17 protein-coding genes and 1 tRNA gene are annotated in these 16681 nt (G+C 65.1%); 12 read left to right on the forward strand and 6 right to left on the reverse strand.

Annotation, left to right across the window (positions count from 1 at the left end; all coding sequences use genetic code 11):
* The first annotated feature begins 4 nt into the window (after positions 1–4).
* Entirely contained in the window at positions 5–1702 is a 1698-nt protein-coding gene (gene ribBA / locus KUL97_RS03975; RefSeq protein WP_303246107.1) for a bifunctional 3,4-dihydroxy-2-butanone-4-phosphate synthase/GTP cyclohydrolase II, read from the forward strand.
* A 20-nt stretch (positions 1703–1722) separates the two neighbouring features.
* On the opposite strand, the gene KUL97_RS03980 is transcribed toward ribBA, so the two are convergent.
* A complete protein-coding gene (locus KUL97_RS03980) occupies positions 1723–2163 on the reverse strand; it encodes a peptidylprolyl isomerase (RefSeq protein WP_217795682.1) in 441 nt (146 codons plus the stop codon).
* Between the two features lie 68 nt (positions 2164–2231).
* Here KUL97_RS03980 and KUL97_RS03985 point away from each other — a divergent pair, with 68 nt between their 5' ends.
* On the forward strand, positions 2232–3143 hold the full coding sequence (locus tag KUL97_RS03985) for an S-methyl-5'-thioadenosine phosphorylase (RefSeq protein WP_217795683.1): 912 nt from the start codon (positions 2232–2234) through the stop codon (positions 3141–3143).
* Here the strand turns inward: KUL97_RS03985 and murQ are convergent.
* From murQ to dnaK, 4 genes are read right to left on the reverse strand one after another with little or no spacing between them, the layout of a single operon-like run.
* Complete coding sequence (gene murQ, locus KUL97_RS03990; RefSeq protein WP_217795684.1) at positions 3129–4040, reverse strand: N-acetylmuramic acid 6-phosphate etherase; 912 nt, start codon at positions 4038–4040, stop codon at positions 3129–3131. The genes KUL97_RS03985 and murQ overlap by 15 nt on opposite strands.
* Positions 4037–4459 carry a DUF3110 domain-containing protein gene (locus KUL97_RS03995; protein ID WP_217795685.1) on the reverse strand — a complete coding sequence of 141 codons (423 nt, stop codon included), beginning with the start codon at positions 4457–4459 and terminating at the stop codon, positions 4037–4039. Before KUL97_RS03995 ends, murQ begins: the two co-directional genes overlap by 4 nt.
* Before the next feature lie 48 nt (positions 4460–4507).
* A complete protein-coding gene (locus KUL97_RS04000; RefSeq protein WP_368656084.1) occupies positions 4508–5449 on the reverse strand; it encodes a DnaJ domain-containing protein in 942 nt (313 codons plus the stop codon).
* A gap of 5 nt (positions 5450–5454) precedes the next feature.
* Positions 5455–7800 carry a molecular chaperone DnaK gene (gene dnaK / locus KUL97_RS04005; RefSeq protein ID WP_217795686.1) on the reverse strand — a complete coding sequence of 782 codons (2346 nt, stop codon included), beginning with the start codon at positions 7798–7800 and terminating at the stop codon, positions 5455–5457.
* A 91-nt stretch (positions 7801–7891) separates the two neighbouring features.
* Here dnaK and pstC point away from each other — a divergent pair, with 91 nt between their 5' ends.
* The 3 genes from pstC to pstB are packed head-to-tail and all read left to right on the forward strand — an operon-like array spanning position 7892 to position 10564.
* On the forward strand, positions 7892–8845 hold the full coding sequence (gene pstC / locus KUL97_RS04010) for a phosphate ABC transporter permease subunit PstC (RefSeq protein WP_217795687.1): 954 nt from the start codon (positions 7892–7894) through the stop codon (positions 8843–8845).
* A 5-nt stretch (positions 8846–8850) separates the two neighbouring features.
* Positions 8851–9732 (forward strand): phosphate ABC transporter permease PstA, encoded by an 882-nt coding sequence (gene pstA, locus KUL97_RS04015; protein ID WP_217795688.1) that lies wholly within the window; start codon positions 8851–8853, stop codon positions 9730–9732.
* Between the two features lie 37 nt (positions 9733–9769).
* Positions 9770–10564, forward strand: coding sequence for a phosphate ABC transporter ATP-binding protein PstB (pstB, locus tag KUL97_RS04020; RefSeq protein ID WP_217795689.1), 795 nt, complete (start codon positions 9770–9772; stop codon positions 10562–10564).
* Between the two features lie 77 nt (positions 10565–10641).
* Here the strand turns inward: pstB and KUL97_RS04025 are convergent.
* Positions 10642–10728: transfer RNA gene (locus KUL97_RS04025), tRNA-Ser, on the reverse strand.
* Positions 10729–10824: 96 nt separating this feature from the next.
* Between KUL97_RS04025 and KUL97_RS04030 the strand changes: the two genes are divergently transcribed.
* The 7 genes from KUL97_RS04030 (at position 10825) to htpG (ending at position 16538) form a co-directional block, all read left to right on the forward strand.
* A complete protein-coding gene (locus KUL97_RS04030) occupies positions 10825–11190 on the forward strand; it encodes a 2Fe-2S iron-sulfur cluster-binding protein (RefSeq protein WP_217795690.1) in 366 nt (121 codons plus the stop codon).
* Positions 11187–12089 carry an inositol monophosphatase family protein gene (locus KUL97_RS04035; RefSeq protein WP_217795691.1) on the forward strand — a complete coding sequence of 301 codons (903 nt, stop codon included), beginning with the start codon at positions 11187–11189 and terminating at the stop codon, positions 12087–12089. Before KUL97_RS04030 ends, KUL97_RS04035 begins: the two co-directional genes overlap by 4 nt.
* A gap of 30 nt (positions 12090–12119) precedes the next feature.
* Positions 12120–13298, forward strand: coding sequence for an ATP phosphoribosyltransferase regulatory subunit (locus KUL97_RS04040; RefSeq protein ID WP_217795692.1), 1179 nt, complete (start codon positions 12120–12122; stop codon positions 13296–13298).
* A gap of 26 nt (positions 13299–13324) precedes the next feature.
* Complete coding sequence (locus KUL97_RS04045; RefSeq protein WP_217795693.1) at positions 13325–13549, forward strand: ferredoxin family protein; 225 nt, start codon at positions 13325–13327, stop codon at positions 13547–13549.
* Positions 13550–13563: 14 nt separating this feature from the next.
* The gene (locus KUL97_RS04050; RefSeq protein WP_217795694.1) at positions 13564–14367 is read left to right on the forward strand and encodes a DUF3598 family protein; all 804 of its coding nucleotides are present in this window, start codon (positions 13564–13566) and stop codon (positions 14365–14367) included.
* Positions 14360–14548: a hypothetical protein gene (locus KUL97_RS04055; protein WP_217795695.1), complete on the forward strand. Its 189-nt coding sequence runs from the start codon at positions 14360–14362 to the stop codon at positions 14546–14548. The genes KUL97_RS04050 and KUL97_RS04055 overlap by 8 nt, the downstream gene beginning before the upstream one ends.
* Positions 14549–14630: 82 nt before the next feature.
* Positions 14631–16538, forward strand: coding sequence for a molecular chaperone HtpG (gene htpG, locus KUL97_RS04060; protein ID WP_217796024.1), 1908 nt, complete (start codon positions 14631–14633; stop codon positions 16536–16538).
* Positions 16539–16681 lie beyond the last annotated feature (143 nt).

Here is a 16681-nt window from a genome sequence, read left to right on the forward strand (position 1 = left end):
CGGGATGTCAGGAACGCCAGATCGTACCGGGCTCTATAAAAGTGTCTGCAACCCGGGCCCGGCGGGCCCTCCACCCCTGAACCAGAGCGCATTCCAGTTCGACACCATCGCCGATGGCCTGGCGGCGATTCGCAATGGCGAAATGGTGGTGGTGGTGGATGACGAAAACCGAGAGAACGAGGGTGATCTGATCTGCGCGGCGCAGTTCGCCACACCTGAGCAGATCAATTTCATGGCCACCGAGGCCCGCGGCTTGATCTGCCTGGCGATGGAAGGCGAGCGGCTGGATGCCCTCGACCTGCCGTTGATGGTGGATCGCAACACCGACAGCAACCAAACGGCCTTCACGGTGAGCGTGGATGCGGGCCCCGAAAACGGAGTGAGCACGGGCATCTCGGCTGAAGACCGGGCCCGCACCATCCAGGTGGCGATCCATCCGCAAACACGGCCGGCTGATCTGCGCCGCCCCGGGCACATCTTTCCGTTGCGGGCCAAACAGGGTGGTGTGCTCAAGCGGGCGGGCCACACCGAAGCGGCCGTTGATCTGGCGCGGCTCTCCGGTTTGTATCCGGCTGGAGTGATCTGCGAGATCCAGAACGCCGATGGCTCCATGGCGCGACTCCAGCAGCTCGTCGAGTACGCGCGGCTGCACGGGTTGCGGCTGATCAACATCGCCGACCTGATCCGCTATCGCCTCGACACCGAGCGCTTTGTGCGCCGTCAGGCCGAAGCCACCCTTCCCAGTGCCTTTGGCCAGTTCCGGGCGATCGGCTTTCGCAACGAGCTCGATGGCAGCGAACACGTGGCGATCGTGAAAGGTCAGCCCGAACAGGCTGAAGGTCCCGTGCTGGTGCGGGTGCACAGCGAGTGCCTCACGGGTGATGCCTTCGGATCCCTGCGCTGTGACTGCCGGCCGCAACTGGAGGCGGCGCTGCGGATGATCGAAGCGGCGGGTGAAGGCGTCGTGGTGTATCTGCGGCAGGAAGGGCGCGGCATCGGCCTGATCAACAAGCTGCGGGCCTATTCCCTGCAGGATGGTGGCCTCGACACCGTGGAAGCCAATGAGCGCCTCGGCTTCCCCGCTGATCTGCGCAACTACGGCGTGGGGGCACAAATCCTCAGCGACCTGGGGGTCCACCGACTGCGCCTGATCACCAACAACCCCCGCAAGATCGCGGGCCTCGGCGGCTATGGGCTGCAGGTGGAGGATCGCGTGCCGCTGGTGATGGATCCAAGCCAACACAACGCCGCCTACTTGCAAACCAAACAGGTCAAACTCGGCCATCTCATGGACACACCCGCCGGCCGCGGACCAGCGGCGGTGCTGGCCTGGACCACCTCAGGGGACGAGAACCTCAGCAGCGAAGCCAAAGCGGCCCACTTTCAGGAACTGCGCGACTGGTGCACGGCCCACGATCTTGAACTGGAGCTGGAGGAGCATTCCCGCGTGTTGGCGCTGCTCAATCAGCCTGATCTGGCGGTGTTGGTGGCCAGTGGCGATGCGGCGCAACTGGCGCAGGTGTTGCACACCATGGCCGGCTGGCCTCAAACGGGCAGCGTCAGCCTGCTGCTGGCCCCCGACAGCCAGCGCACGGTGCATCCCAGTAACACCCTGGAAGCGGAGCGACGCCCGCTGGTGGAGCTGCAGGCCAAGCGCCCCCAGCTCCGGGTGGATGCAGGCACGCTGATGCGCTGGAGCTGAGGGCTTCAGCTCCAGGGCGATCAGTCGCTGATGGTGACGCTGTTGATGCGGCTGCCGTTCTTGAGCGCCAGCACCACATCCATGTTGCCGGTGTGGCCGAACACGGTGTGCACGCCATCGAGGTGAGGCTGCGCCTCGTGGCAGATGTAGAACTGCGAGCCACCGGTGTTGCGTCCGGCGTGGGCCATGGCGAGGGTGCCAGCCTGGTGCTTCTGGCTGTTGATCTCGCAGTCGATCTGATAGCCGGGGCCGCCGGTGCCGGCCATGCCACGGGCGCCTTCACGGCTGTTGGGGCAACCGCCTTGGGCCATAAAGCCAGGGATCACGCGGTGAAAGGCCAGGCCGTCATAGAAGCCGTCCTTGGCCAGCTTCACGAAGTTGGCCACAGTGTTGGGAGCGTCGGCTTCGAACAGCTCCAGTTCGATCGTGCCGGCGTCGGTCACCATCACGGCTTTGGTCACAGAGAAAACAGGTGCAGACGGTTTCAGTATGGGTGCTCCGGTAGAAGAGTTGCAGCCGACACCGTTCCATGGCTTCTCCCGCAGCGCTGAACCTTGCCGAGGCCCGTCTGGGCGTGCTGGGGGGGAGCGGCCTCTACGCGATGGAGGGGCTGGAGGACGTGCAGGAACTCACGATCGATACGCCCTTTGGCCAGCCTTCCGACAGCCTGCGACTGGGCCGGCTCGGGGGGATGGAGGTGGTGTTCCTGGCGCGGCATGGTCGCCATCACACCTATCTGCCCAGTGAAGTGCCCTACCGGGCCAACATCTGGGCGATGCGCTCCCTTGGGGTGCGCTGGATTCTCTCTCCCTCGGCGGTGGGCTCGCTGAAGGAGGAGATCAAGCCTCTGGACATGGTGGTGCCGGATCAGTTCATCGATCGCACCCACGACCGACCGAAGAGCTTCTTTGGTGAGGGTGCTGTGGCTCATGTGGCCCTCGCTGATCCCTTCTGCCCGAGCCTCAGCCGCCTGCTGGCCGATGTCGCCGACAGCTTGATGCCCGAGGGCCGCACCCTGCACCGCGGCGGCACCTACCTCAACATGGAAGGGCCGGCCTTCTCGACCCGAGCCGAATCAAATCTGTACCGCAGTTGGGGTTGCTCGGTGATCGGCATGACCAATCACACCGAGGCGCGCCTGGCACGCGAGGCCGAGATTGCCTACGCCACCCTCGCCATGGCCACCGACTACGACTGCTGGTATGCCGAACACGACAGCGTGACGGTGGAGATGGTGATCGGCAATCTGCGGGCGAACGCCGCGCTCGCCACCCAGATCGTGCGCACCACCGCTGAGCGGATCGCGGTCCAGCGGCCCGCCAGCCCCGCCCACAGCGCCTTGCGCGATGCCCTGATGACGCCAGCCGATCAAGTGCCCGGCGCGACGCGACGGAACCTGAATCTGCTCACCGAGCCCTACTGGGGGTCATTCGAGGGCTGAACGGAGCTGGCCGCCGCTGCGCTCCAGCAGGGTGTGCGCTGCTGAGGGGCTGATGCCCTGACGGGCCATCAACAACGCCAACTTCACCGAACCCTTGCTCTGCTGCAGCAGCTGCCGGCCCTGATCTCGATCCACATCGGCTAAATCGGAGAGGATCCGCAGCGCTCGGTCCTCGAGCTTGCTGTTGGTCACCGCCACGTCGACCATGCGGTTGCCGTAGACCTTGCCCAGGCGCACCATCACGCCTGTGCTCAGGATGTTGAGGGCCATCTTGGTGGCGGTTCCAGCCTTCAGGCGGGTGGACCCGGTCAGCACCTCGGGCCCCGTGAGCAGGCGAATGTCGATGTCGCAGGGCATCGGCACCTGCTCAGCCGGTACGCAGGCCATGGCAATGGCGAGAGCACCGAGGCGACGGGCATGGGTGAGGCCGCCATGCACGTAGGGCGTGGTGCCGCCGGCCGCAATCCCCACCAGCGCATCACTGGCCTGGAAATCCCGAGCGATCAGGTCGTCACAACCTGCATCGAACAGATCTTCCAGCCCCTCAGAGCTGCGAAGCAGCGCTGGCGCCCCGCCAGCGAGCACACCCTGCACCAACTCCGGCGGACTGCAGAACGTCGGCGGGCACTCCGCCGCATCGAGCACCCCCAGGCGACCGGAGGTGCCAGCACCGAGGTAGAAGAGGCGGCCGCCGGCGCGAAGACGTTCAGCGATCGCATCGATCGCAGCGCTGAGGGCCGGAGCTGCAGCGGCCACCGCCTCCTGGGGCCGGCGATCTTCCTCCACAAACACAGCCACCAGATCCTGGGTGCTCAGAGCATCGAGATCGGCGCTGCGGGGGTTGGCCTGCTCCGTGAGCAAATGCCCCCGTTGCACATCGGCGAAGGCACCGCTCACAGCAGCCCCTCAAGGCGGCGGCGGAAATCTTCGAGTTCGGCATTGCCGGTGCTGATCGGGTCTTCGGGAGCGGCCACGGCCGGCTCCGCAGAGGCCTCCTCCTGATCCCGCCAGGAGGTCACGTCCATGTTTTTCTCGGGCGGCGCAATCAGCAGACGGTCTTCAGCGGACTGCGGCAGGAAACCGGCCGGCACGAAGCGGGCCTCATAGCCGGCGCTGCTGCAGAACTCCTCCATCTCGCGCCGCTCGATCGCTTCCACGGTTGGAGCGGGAAAATCCTGCGCTTCCAACAGCCCGGCATAGCGCTCCGCATCGTCGCGGTCTTCAAACAGCAGCACCACGGTGGTGCCATTGAGCTCGAGGGAATGAATCCCCTCGTTGTCGCTGCCGGCATCGAACAGCAGGACGTGAACCGACATCGTGGAGCAAACGCTGGCTTCAGTGTCTCACTGATCGCCAATGTCGGCTCAGGTCCGTTCACCATCAAGTTCCGCCGCCAACTGCTGCAGTCGGGCATACAACGCCTCCTCCGCTTCGGTGAGGGCCGAGGGCACCACCAAACGCACCTCCACCAGCTGATCGCCACGCTGATCCCCCTGCTGCAATCCACGGCCCCGCAGGCGCAACAGCCGTCCGCTGGAGGAGCCAGGCGGAATGCGCAGCTGCACCGGACCATCCAGGGTGGGCACCACCACCGAACACCCCAACGCCCCTTCAGCAGGGGAAAGGTCCAGCTGGTACAGCACCCGCAGCCCATCAATCCTCAGCCCTTCCGGCGTGCGCACCCGCAACTGCAGAAAGTGGTCCGCCCCACCAGGAGCCACCCCGGACAGCCGCAAGCGCCAACCATCCCCCGCCATCGCCGGAGTCCACACCTCCACGCCGGTGCCATCGGGTAGATCAATCTCCACCCGCTCCCCGTGCAAAGCCTGCTCCGGCGTGAGCTCCACCAGCGACTCGCAATCGCTGCTCGCCACCACAGGCGGCGGAGGCGGGGGTGCCGCGGTCACCTCACTACGGCCACGGGGAGCCTGGGAGGCCTCCTCCTCCGGCGCTTCGCGGCTGCGATCAGGTGCCGATCGGCGCTGGGGAGCACCGAACAGCTCCTCGACGTAGTCATGAAAGTCGGGAAAACCATGGGCAAAGAGATCGAGACCGGCTGCAGCCGCCTCGTTCGTATCGAGCCCCTGTTCCCATTGCTGCCGCCGCTGCGGATCACTCAGAACGGCGTAGGCCTCGTTAACGGCCTTGAACTGCTCCTCCGCGTGGGGATCATTACCGTTGAGATCCGGATGCCAGCGGCGCGCCTGCTGGCGGAATGCCCGTTTGAGCGCCTGGGAATCGGCGCCCGGATCCAAGCCCAGCACCGCCCAATGGTTCACGGTCGTTTGAGAGGGGGCACGGCTCACTGGGCTCAATCCTCAGCCCAGGGATCCCCCTCGAATGGGGCAGGCCGCTCTGCACGGCGCTCTGATGGCCTGGAAGGCTCGTCGAATCGATCCGCCGGTTGATCGCCTCGCACGTCGCGCTCCCAGTCGCGAGCAACCCTGCTGGTGTCGTCGTAGCGGCTGTCGTAGTTGTCGCGTTCATACGAGTCGCGTTCGAACTGGTTGCGGTCGAACTGGTTGCGGTCATACGAGTCGCGGTCATACGGGTCGCGTTCGATCGCGTCACGTTCATAGGGGCCGGCGTTCGAGCGCAATGGCTCTCGGTCGTAGCCATCGCGTTCGCGCAGGTCGTCATAGCGAGGCGTTGGCACAGGAGCCGGGCGACTCCAGTCGTCGGCACCCCAGCCACCGCGGCTAGCACTCCAGGAGGGTTCAGCCCAGGGATCACGCCCACGACCCCGGGAATCCCAGTCATCCCACTCGTCGTCGGCAAAGAGTTCGTCCTTGAGGGAACCCAGGGTGTTCTTGAGACCCTGCAGAGGGCTGCTGTCCTGTTTGCGCTCACTGGCCAACCGGCGGTTGAGGCCATACAGCGCCTCCTGCAGCTGGCTCACCGCCAAATCGAGATCGCCCAGGTCACCGGACGACAACTGATCCTGCACATCGCGCACAGCGATTTCCACAGCCCGTTGCTGGCGTTCAGCGCCGTAGGGCCCCAACTCCAAAGCCGCATCCCGCAGACGACGCTCCGCCTGGGCCACCAGCGTCTGCGCCCGGTTGCGGCGATCGATCTCAGCCTTACGGCGCCTGTCTTCACTGGCCTTCTGCTCGGCCTCCTCGATCAGGGTCTTGATCTCGTCTTCGCTGAGGTTCGAACCGCCCTGAATGCTCACACTCTGCTGGCGACCGGTGGTGCGGTCGGTAGCCGACACCTGCAGCAGCCCGTTGGCATCGATGTCGAACGACACCTGCACCTGGGGAACGCCCCGTGGAGCTGGTGGGATACCGGAAAGGCGGAAGCGGCCGAGGCTTTTGTTGCCCTCCGCCATCTGCCGCTCACCCTGGAGCACATGAACCTCCACGGAGCTTTGGTTCGCTTCCGAGGTGCTGAACACGTCGCTCTTGCGCACCGGGATGGAGGTGTTGCGCGGGATCAACACCTTCATCACGCCGCCGATGGTCTCCAACCCGAGCGAGAGCGGCGTGACGTCGTTCAGCATCAGATCGCGAAGCTCACCGGTGAGGATCCCGGCTTGAACGGCTGCGCCGATCGCCACCACCTCATCGGGATTCACCGATTGGCAAGGCTCGAGCGGAATCAGGGTGCGCACCATCTCCTGCACCATCGGCATGCGGGTGGAGCCGCCCACCAGCACCACGTCGTCGATGTCTTCGGCGGCAAGCCCTGAATCACGCAGGGCACGCTGCACCGGCCGGAGCAGGCGGTCGAGCAGATCTGGACACAGGCCCTCAAACGTGCGCCGCTCGAGGCTGGTTTCGATGTGCAGCGGCCCTGCGTCTGCCGTGGCGATGAAGGGCAGGGAGATGGGCGTGCTCTGCACACCGCTGAGCTCGATCTTGGCCTTCTCCGCGGCTTCGGTGAGCCGCTGCAGGGCCTGGCGATCGCGGCGCAGATCAACGCCGTGCTCAGCCTGAAACTGGTCGGCCAGCCAGTCCACGATGCGGCGGTCCCAATCGTTGCCGCCCAGTTGGGTGTCGCCGCTGGTGGCCTTCACATCGAACACCCCCTGGGCGATGCGCAGCACCGACACATCAAAGGTGCCGCCGCCCAGGTCGAACACCAGCACCCGCTTCACGGTGCTGCGATCGAAGCCGTAGGCCAGGGCGGCCGCCGTGGGCTCATTGAGAATCCGCTCCACGCTGATGCCGGCCAGGCGGCCTGCATCGCGGGTGGCTTGGCGTTGGGCGTCGTTGAAATACGCCGGAACGGTGATCACCGCCGCCTCCACCGGTTCACCCAGATAGGTGCTGGCGTCATCCACGAGCTTGCGCAGGATGCTGGCCACCAGCTCCTCCGGGGCGTACTCCCGCTCCGTGGCAGGACAAACCACCCGCACATTGCCCTGGTCGTTGGCCCGCACCGTGTAGGGCACCGAAAGGCTGCTCTCGTCCAGTTCGTCCCACTGGCGGCCTACGAAGCGCTTGAGATTGGCGAAGGTGTTGCGTGGGTTGAGCACCAGTTGGCGCCGCGCCAACTGCCCCACGAGCAATTCAGAGTCTTTGCTGAAGCCCACCACCGATGGCGTGGTGCGGCCGCCCTCGGCGCTGGCGATCACCTGCGGACGGCCGCCCTCCAGCACCGCCACCACCGAGTTGGTGGTACCCAGGTCGATGCCAACGATCCGTGCCAACTGACTGACTGCGCCCCAGGGATTGTTGCCTAAGACCCAACGCTAACGGCCCTGCGCCAGACCTTTAGATTTGGGTCAGGTAAAGATCCCCATGGCTGTGGGTGCCCGCCCTGAACTCTTTTCGCAGCGGCGGCGTCCCCCCTGGGAACTGCTGATCGATCGTGGCTTCCAGAAGCTGGCGGTGGTGCTGGCGTCGGTGGTTGGCCTCGTGTTGGTGGGCATTTTGTTCACGGTGCTCGGCGGCGCCCGGGAGGCGATCGGTCGCTTTGGCCTCGCGTTCCTAACTACGTCCAACTGGGATCCGATCGGGGAGCACTACGGCGCCTTCACCGCCATCTATGGAACGGTGGTCAGCTCCCTACTGGCCCTGGCGATTGCCGTTCCCCTCGGCGTGGGTACGGCCATCTTCCTCACGGAAAACATCATTCCCCTGGCGATTCGCCAGGTGCTTGGAGTGATGGTGGAGCTCCTGGCGGCGATCCCCTCGGTGGTGCTGGGGCTCTGGGGGATCTTTGTGATGGAGCCCTTCCTACGGCCAGGGCTCGAGAGCCTGCATCAATGGCTTGGCTGGCTGCCCTTCTTCTCCACCACTCCCCTAGGGCCAGGGATGGCGCCAGCGGTGTTGATCCTCGTGGTGATGATCCTGCCGATCATCACGGCCATCTCCCGCGATTCCCTGCAACAGGTTCCGCTCACGCTGCGGCAAGCGGCCTACGGCGTGGGCACCACCCGCTGGGGCGCGATCGTCCATGTAATCCTGCCGGCGGCGATTTCTGGCATCACCGGCGGCGTGATGCTGGCTCTGGGCCGGGCCATGGGTGAAACCATGGCGGTCACGATGCTGATCGGGAACTCCAACAACTTCAGCTTCAGCCTGCTGGCACCCGCCAACACGATCTCCTCGATGCTGGCCAACCAATTCGGTGAAGCCGATGGACTGCAGGTCTCAGCGCTGATGTACGCCGCCCTGGTGCTGATGGTGCTCACCTTGCTGGTGAACCTCCTGGCCCAGGTGATCGTGCGCCGTTTGAGCCTCAAATACTGAGCCCGATGACGTCCTTCAACCGCGGCTCCTTAACCCTGCAGCCCTCCCTGGCGCGCAACCGCTGGAATCAGCTGCTCACCGCTACAGCAGCTCTGTTCACCGCTCTGGCGGTGCTGCCGCTGATCGTGGTGATCGCCTACGTGCTGTTCAAGGGTGGATCCTTGATCACCCTGCAGCTGCTCACCGAGCTGCCACCGCCGCCGGGGCTGGACGGCGGTGGCATCGGCAATGCCATCCTCGGCACCCTGATCGTCACCCTGGTGGCAGCCCTGATTGCCGTGCCCGTGGGCGTGGGAGCCGGCGTGTATCTGGCTGAATTCGCCTCAGTCGGCTGGTTTGCCCGCTTTGTGCGCTTTGGAACCAATGTGCTGGCGGGTGTGCCATCGATCATCTGTGGCGTGTTCGTGTACGGCCTGCTCGTGAGCACGCGCCTGTTTTTCAACCAGAGCTACAGCGCCCTGGCCGGCGGCATCGCCCTGGCCGTGTTGATGTTGCCCACGGTGATCAAGACCACCGATGAAGCCCTGAAGCTGGTGCCCCAGGAGCTGCGCTGGGGGGCCATGGGCGTGGGCGCCTCGCGCTTTGTCACCATCACCCGCGTCACCTTGCCGGCGGCCTTCTCCTCCATTGCCACAGGCGTGGTACTGGCCATTGCACGGGCGGCTGGTGAAACAGCGCCCTTGATCTTCACGGCCCTGTTCTCACCGTTCTGGCCTGAAGGATTGTTCAATCCGATCGCATCGATGTCGGTGTTGATCTACAACTTCGCGATCATGCCCTATGAGGCCCAGATTGCTTTGGCCTGGGCGTCGTCGTTTGTGTTGGTGGTGATGATCCTGCTGGCCAATCTTTTGGCCCGTTGGCTGGGCCGCTTCAGCAACACCTGAGCTCACCCATTCGCCCCTGTTCCCAGCCCTGATTTCCATGTCGCCTGCCACCCCCAGCCCCTGCTTCAACCTCGAGAACGTGAGCATCAGCTACGGCAGCAACGTGGCTGTGCGGGGTGTGTACATGGAGGTGCCCCGCGGCAAGGTCACCGCCTTTATCGGTCCATCCGGGTGTGGCAAGAGCACGGTGCTGCGCTCCCTCAACCGCATGAACGACTTGATCGAGGGATGCAGCCTGAAGGGGCGCGTGCTGTTCGACAACCAAGACCTCTACGCCCGGGATGTGGATCCGGTGGAAGTGCGGCGGCGCATTGGCATGGTGTTCCAGAAGCCGAACCCCTTCCCGAAGAGCATCTACGAAAACATCGCCTTCGGCGCCCGCATCAATGGTTTCAAAGGAGATATGGATGAATTGGTGGAGCGCTCCCTGCGCAAAGCGGCCCTGTGGGATGAAACCAAAGACAAGCTCAAGGTGAGCGGCTATTCGCTCTCTGGCGGGCAGCAGCAGCGGCTGTGCATTGCCCGGGCGATTGCGATCGAGCCGGAAGTGATCCTGATGGATGAACCCTGCTCAGCGCTCGACCCGATCTCCACGTTGAAAATCGAGGAGATGATGCATGAGCTCAAGAAGAGCTACACGATTGTGATCGTGACCCACAACATGCAGCAGGCGGTCCGCGTCAGCGACATGACCGGCTTTTTCAACGTCACCCCCAATCCCGACAGCGACGGCAAGGTGGGCTGCCTGGAGGAATTCGCCGAGACCGAACTGATCTTCAACGCCCCCAAACAAAAAGCCACCCAGGATTACGTCACCGGCCGGTTCGGCTGATCCAAAAGATTGAGACCAGGCTGGCTGTCGACATAAAAAAACCGCCCTGGGGGCGGCTGGTCCGAAGACCTTAGAAACGGAGAGGGAGGGATTCGAACCCTCGATAGAGTTGCCCCTATACAGCATTTCCAGTGCTGCGCCTTCGACCACTCGGCCACCTCTCCGCGGGAGGGGGGCTTTTGCTGCGTCAACAGGTGACGCGGCTGCGCGGGGCAACGTTGAGAATGTAGCAGTCACCACGTCGTTCGCTGGTTGCGGCTATGCGCACCTTTCCCATCACGGTCCACTGGCGCCAGGAGAACCGCACCATCGCCCTGGACGTGCCGGAAGGGGAGTACATCCTGCGCAGCTTCGAGCAGCAGGGTGAACCGCTGCCTTTCAGCTGCCGCAACGGCTGCTGCACCGCCTGCGCCGTGCGCGTGCTGGAGGGGTCCATCGATCAGCGCGAAGCCCTGGGCCTGTCGCGCGAGATTCGCGCCAAGGGATACGGCCTGTTGTGTGTGGCCAGGGCCACCGGTCCGCTGGAGGTGGAAACCCAGGATGAAGACGAGGTGTACGAGCTGCAGTTCGGCCGCCACTTCGGCCGTGGCAAGGTGCGTGCCGGCCTACCCCTCGAGGAGGAATGAGCACACCTGAGCAGCAGCGGCTCTCGGATCAGAGCGCCGAAGCCAGTGGGCTGAGGCCTGGTGAGCTGGAACAGCTCGCCGATGTGGCCCGCCGAGCCGCAGAAGCGGGAGCGGCGCAACTGCTGCACCACTTTGGCCGCTTGGAATCCATCCGCGAAAAGGGGCGCGCCGGGGATCTGGTCACCGAGGCTGATGTGGCCGCCGAGCAGGCGGTGCTGGAGGTGCTGGAGCACGACACGCCAGAGCTGGGGGTGCTTGCCGAGGAGAGCGGACGCCGGCCCGGCCAGGGCTCAGCCCTGGAGTGGTGCGTGGATCCCCTCGATGGCACCACCAATTACGCCCACCGCTATCCCTTTTTCGGCACCTCGATCGGCCTCACCTGGAACGGCCAGCCGCTGCTGGGGGCCTTGGCCGTGCCGGCGCTGCAACAGCTGTATTGGGCCGCTCCAGGGCTCGGGGCCTGGTGCAACGGCAGCCGCATCCAGGTGAGCCAGTGCTCGAGCCTCGCCAGCTCCCTGTTGGTCACCGGCTTTGCCTACGACCGGCACGAGCGTCTGGATAACAACTACGCCGAATTCGCCTGGTTTACCCACCGCACCCGCGGCGTCCGCCGGGGCGGTGCGGCGGCCGTGGATCTGGCGTTTGTGGCCGACGGCCGCCTCGATGGCTACTGGGAGCGCGGCTTGTCTCCGTGGGACCTGGCGGCTGGCGTTGCCCTTGTGGAGCAGGCCGGGGGCGTGGTGTGCGCCTACGACGGCAGCCCCGCTCGACTGGCGGATGGGCGCTTGATCGCCTGCAGCCCCGGCTTGCGCCAAGCGTTGATCGATGGACTGGCCGCTTGCCAGCCGCTGAGCGGCGCCAGCTTTGGTGCACCGGAACTCGACAGGGCCGCTCCATAGGATCAGCCCCAGTTTGAGCGCATTGATCCGATGGCCCTGCAACCCGCTGCCGGCGCCAGGGATCTCAATCCGCGCGAGGTGGATGGCAACCGCTGGCTGTGCGACCAGCTCGCCGATGTGTACCGGCGCTGGGGGTATGCCGAAGTCGCCCCACCGCTGGTGGAGCGGCTTGAAACCCTCGAAGCCGGTGGTGGCATTCGCGATCGCGACCTGGTGCGGCTGGCTTCGGATGAGCCCCTGGGCCTGCGGCCGGAGATGACCGCTTCGATCGCCCGGGCCGCCTGCACACGGCTCGCCAGCCGGCCGCGCCCCCTGCGCCTGTGGAGCAGTGGTGCGGTGTTCCGCAGCGCCCTCAACGACGTGGGCCAACCCCGCTTAGACGAGCGCTTGCAAAGCGGGGTGGAACTGCTGGGTGCCGATGCCAGTCAGGCCTTGGTGGCGGATGCGGAGCTGCTGAGACTGTTGCTCGCCTGCTTGCGCCAACTGCAGATCACCGCGGCGCATCAACCCACGCTGCTGCTCGGCCACCACGGCATCCTCAGTGCGCTGCTCGATCAAGTGCCCGCGCAACAGCGTCTCGCCACGCGGCAGGCCCTGATCAATTTCGATCCATTGGCCCTGGCGGAGCTGGAATTCCCCGGTCACCAGCGCCAGGGTCTGCAACAGCTCCTGCGGCTGCGGGGTGACACCAAGGCGGTGCTCTATCAACTGGAGCAGCTGCTGGGCCCCTCCAGCCTTCTGGAGCAATTGGCGGGCACCTTGAGCAGCGTGGCCGACGTGGCATCGCAGCAAGGCGTGAGGCTCCAGCTCGATCCAAGCTTCCAACCCCATTTCGACCTCTACGACGGGCTGGTGCTGAAGCTGGTCTGCCAAGGCTCGGTGGCGCCGGTAGCGCTGGCCAACGGCGGGCGGTACGACGCCCTGGTGGCCCGCTTCGGCGGCGCAGCCGGCGGCATGGGCTTCAGCTTCGATGTGGAGGCGATTCGCGACCTGATCGGCACCGACGCCAGTGCCCCCCAGCGCCCTGCCGCCACGCTGGTCGCCTACAGCGCATCCAGCCAGCTGAGCGAAGCGCTCGATCAACTGGAAGCCCTGCACCGGGAGGGAACCCGGGCTGAATTGCTGCAGAGCCCTTGCACCACCCGCTCCGCCGCCGAAGCGATCGCTGCAGAGCGCGGCTGCGCCGCCTGCCACTGGGTTGGTTCCTAGGATCCGCGCACTCGCAGCGCTGCCCAATGGCCCACACGATCGTCACCGACATCTGCGAAGGGGTGGCCGATTGCGTGGATGCCTGCCCGGTGGCCTGCATCAACCCAGGCAGTGGGGCCAACGCCAAGGGCACAGCCTTCTACTGGATCGATTTCGACACCTGCATCGACTGCGGTATTTGCCTGCAGGTGTGTCCTGTGGCCGGAGCGATCGTGCCTGAAGAGAAACCGGATCTGCAGCGGGTGGGCTGAGAACGGGTCTGCTCATGTCGAGTCAGTGGGACAACTTTCTGCGCAACCTGGGGGAGTGGCGCGGCAGCTTCGCCAGCCTTGACGCCAACGGCGCCGTGGTGGAGTCGACAGCCTCCATCCTCACGCTGGAGCAGGGCGAGGACGAGCGCTTGGTGCACTTCCGCCTGCGGCGCTTCGCCGATGGCGACCTGAACGGCGAACCCAGCCGCGACATGAGCGAGGACTACCGCAACCTCGGGCGGCAGGTGGTGTTCTTCGAGAGCGGCACCTTCTGCAAAGGCCGCCTGCAGGTGGCGCCGGGCACGCCCTTCGGCGGCGAGTTCGGCTTCATCTGCGGCGACCGCCGCCATCGCCTAGTGCAGCTGCACAACGATGACGGCGGCTTCGCCAACCTTGTGCTGATCCGTGAATTCAGGGCTGGCAGTAACGCCCAGGAACTCCCGGCCCTCACGCCGGATCAACTCCTCGGCAGCTGGAGTGGCATGGCCGCCACGATCACGGCCGATTGGCCTGAACCCGACCAGGCCGCTTGCCGCTTCGAGGTGAGTGCCACCACACCCGGCAGCCTGCACATCCAAACGAACCTGGGGGGACAGAGCGAGAGCGTGGAGGCCGGCAACACCGATCCGCTGCTGCAGCTCACCTGGATGGCGGATGGCGGGTATCACCTCACCCCGCGCCATGTGGACCACCGCAGCGCTTTTGCGGTGGAGGCCGGTTGGCTCAGCGCACCCGATCGGCTCGAACGGCTGATCCGCCGCTACGACGCCAGCGGCGCCTGGACCTCAGCCACCCAGATCATCGCCACGCGTGACTGACTCCACCGACCAGGATCGGCTGCAGCAGCTGGGCCGCTTCGGGCTTCGAGCCCTGCGCATCGCCGCCAGCACCGTGTCGCTGATTGAACTGCTCCGCTCCGAGTGGACTGGGGGCATCGCCGCCGGCGTGGCCTGGCTGGTGTTTGTTCAGGTGGAACGGCGCGTCGTCCCCCCCAGCTGAGGGGTCGGTTTCCTGCCCATCGCGCCCCCTTGGCGGGCTGCCCTGATCCAGAGGAATCTGGTGCCACGTTGCGTTGAACGCTGTGGTGCTGCAGGCAGAACAGGGCCAGATCCAGATCCACACCGAGAACATCTTCCCGATCATCAAAAAGGCCGTCTACAGCGGCCATGAGGTGTTCCTGCGGGAGCTGGTAAGCAACGGCGTGGATGCGATCAGCAAGCGCCGCATGGCGGCCATGGCCGGCGATTGCAGCGAGGGCAGCGAGGGCAAGATCTCAATCCGCATCGACCGCGAAGCCAAGACCCTCACCATCTCCGACAACGGCATCGGCATGAGCGCCGATGAGGTGAAGCGCTACATCAACCAGGTGGCCTTCTCCAGCGCCGAAGATTTTCTCGAGAAGTACAAGCAGGAAGACGACGCCATCATTGGCCACTTCGGCCTGGGCTTCTACTCCAGCTTCATGGTGGCCAAGCAGGTGGAGCTGGTCACGCTGTCGGCCCGCGAGGGCAGTGAAGCGGTGCGTTGGAGCTGCGATGGCTCCCCCAACTTCAGCCTTGAGGCGGCGGAGCGATCGGAACCCGGAACCGATGTGATCCTGCACCTCATGGATGAGGAAGAGGAGTACATCGAGCCGGCGCGCATCCGCACGCTGATCACCACCTACTGCGACTTCATGCCGGTGGAGGTGCAGCTCGAGGGTGAAACCGTGAACAAGCGGGAAGCCCCCTGGCGCAAGAGCCCCCGCGACCTCACCGACAACGACTACATCGAGCTCTACCGCTACCTCTATCCCTTCCAGGGCGATCCGCTGCTCTGGGTGCACCTCAACACCGACTACCCCTACAACCTGCAGGGCATTCTCTATTTCCCGAAGTTCAGCGGCCGCGCCGACTGGGAGAAAGGCGAGATCAAGCTCTACTGCAACAACGTGTTCGTGAGCGACTCGATCAAGGAGGTGGTGCCCCGCTACCTGCTGCCCCTGCGGGGCGTGATCGATTCGCCCGATATCCCGCTGAATGTGAGCCGCTCAGCCCTGCAGACCGACCGGCGCGTGCGCTCCATCGGCGGTTTCGTGGCCAAGAAGGTGGCGGATCGGCTCAAGCAGTTGCACCGCGATGAGCCCAAGCGCTACGCCGAGATCTGGGAATCCCTGGCCCCCTTCATCAAGATCGGCGCCATGGAAGACGACAAGTTCGCCGAGCAGGTGGCGGATCTGGTGTTGTTTGGAACCACAGCGGCGTCGGGCGACGGCGACAGCCCTGACCCCATCCCCGGCGAGAACAACAAAGCCTTCACCACCCTGGCCGGCTACCGCTCCCGCCTAAGCCCAGACAACGACAAGCGCATCCTCTATTGCACCGATGAGGCAGGTCAGGCCGGTGCCCTCGCCCTCTGGAAGGGGCAGGGCGCTGAGGTGCTCTTGGCCGATACCTTCATCGATACCCAGTTCATCCCTTGGCTGGAATATCGCCATGAAGAGCTGAAATTCCAGCGGGTCGACAGCGAACTCGATGACTCCCTGCAGGAGAAGGAGAGCGAACTCGCCGATGCCGACGGCAAAGACAGTTCGGAGAAGGTGCGCGACCTGTTCAAGAGCGCCTTGAACAATGACAAGGTGACCATTCAGGTGCAGGCCCTCAAGGGCGACAACGCCCCCGCCGCCCTGATCCTGTTGCCGGAGCAGATGCGCCGCATCAACGACATGGGCGCCCTGATGGAGCAGCGCCTCCCCGGCCTGCCCGATCACCACGTGCTGCTGGTGAACCGCAAGCACCGTCTGGTGGAAGGTCTGCTCAAGCTCTCCGCCGGCTCGGTGATCACCGGTGGCGGCGCCAGCTCCCCCAGCCAACAGCTGGCGGATGACCTCAGCCGTCACGTGTATGAAATGGCACGCCTGGCCGTGGGCGGCCTGGAGCCGAATCAACTCGCCGGCTTCCAGCAACGCAGCTGCGATCTGATGGGTCAGTTGATGGATCGGGGGCTCTAGGTCGGCTCCCCGATTTGACATCCCCGGGGCTTCAGGGGAAGGTGGAAACAGCCCGCTCAGGCCACCTTTCCCTGTTGTGCCGGTGAACACCGGCACGGTGGCCAGGGCCGATCACTGATGCCAACCGGCGTCCGACGGCCCCA

It is taken from the genome of Synechococcus sp. HK05, assembly GCF_019104765.1.
GTDB lineage: Bacteria > Cyanobacteriota > Cyanobacteriia > PCC-6307 > Cyanobiaceae > Vulcanococcus.

Excerpts from the sequence above, each read along its gene's own strand:
- pstB (WP_217795689.1), top strand. The coding sequence starts at position 9,770 with ATGTCGCCTGCCACCCCCAGCCCCTGCTTCAACCTCGAGAACGTGAGC.
- KUL97_RS04035 (WP_217795691.1), top strand. The coding sequence starts at position 11,187 with ATGAGCACACCTGAGCAGCAGCGGCTCTCGGATCAGAGCGCCGAAGCC.
- KUL97_RS04045 (WP_217795693.1), top strand. The coding sequence starts at position 13,325 with ATGGCCCACACGATCGTCACCGACATCTGCGAAGGGGTGGCCGATTGC.
- KUL97_RS04030 (WP_217795690.1), top strand. The coding sequence starts at position 10,825 with ATGCGCACCTTTCCCATCACGGTCCACTGGCGCCAGGAGAACCGCACC.
- KUL97_RS04050 (WP_217795694.1), top strand. The coding sequence starts at position 13,564 with ATGTCGAGTCAGTGGGACAACTTTCTGCGCAACCTGGGGGAGTGGCGC.
- KUL97_RS03985 (WP_217795683.1), top strand. The coding sequence starts at position 2,232 with ATGGCTTCTCCCGCAGCGCTGAACCTTGCCGAGGCCCGTCTGGGCGTG.
- ribBA (WP_303246107.1), top strand. The coding sequence starts at position 5 with ATGTCAGGAACGCCAGATCGTACCGGGCTCTATAAAAGTGTCTGCAAC.
- pstA (WP_217795688.1), top strand. The coding sequence starts at position 8,851 with ATGACGTCCTTCAACCGCGGCTCCTTAACCCTGCAGCCCTCCCTGGCG.
- pstC (WP_217795687.1), top strand. The coding sequence starts at position 7,892 with ATGGCTGTGGGTGCCCGCCCTGAACTCTTTTCGCAGCGGCGGCGTCCC.
- KUL97_RS03995 (WP_217795685.1), bottom strand. The coding sequence starts at position 4,459 with ATGTCGGTTCACGTCCTGCTGTTCGATGCCGGCAGCGACAACGAGGGG.
- KUL97_RS04040 (WP_217795692.1), top strand. The coding sequence starts at position 12,120 with ATGGCCCTGCAACCCGCTGCCGGCGCCAGGGATCTCAATCCGCGCGAG.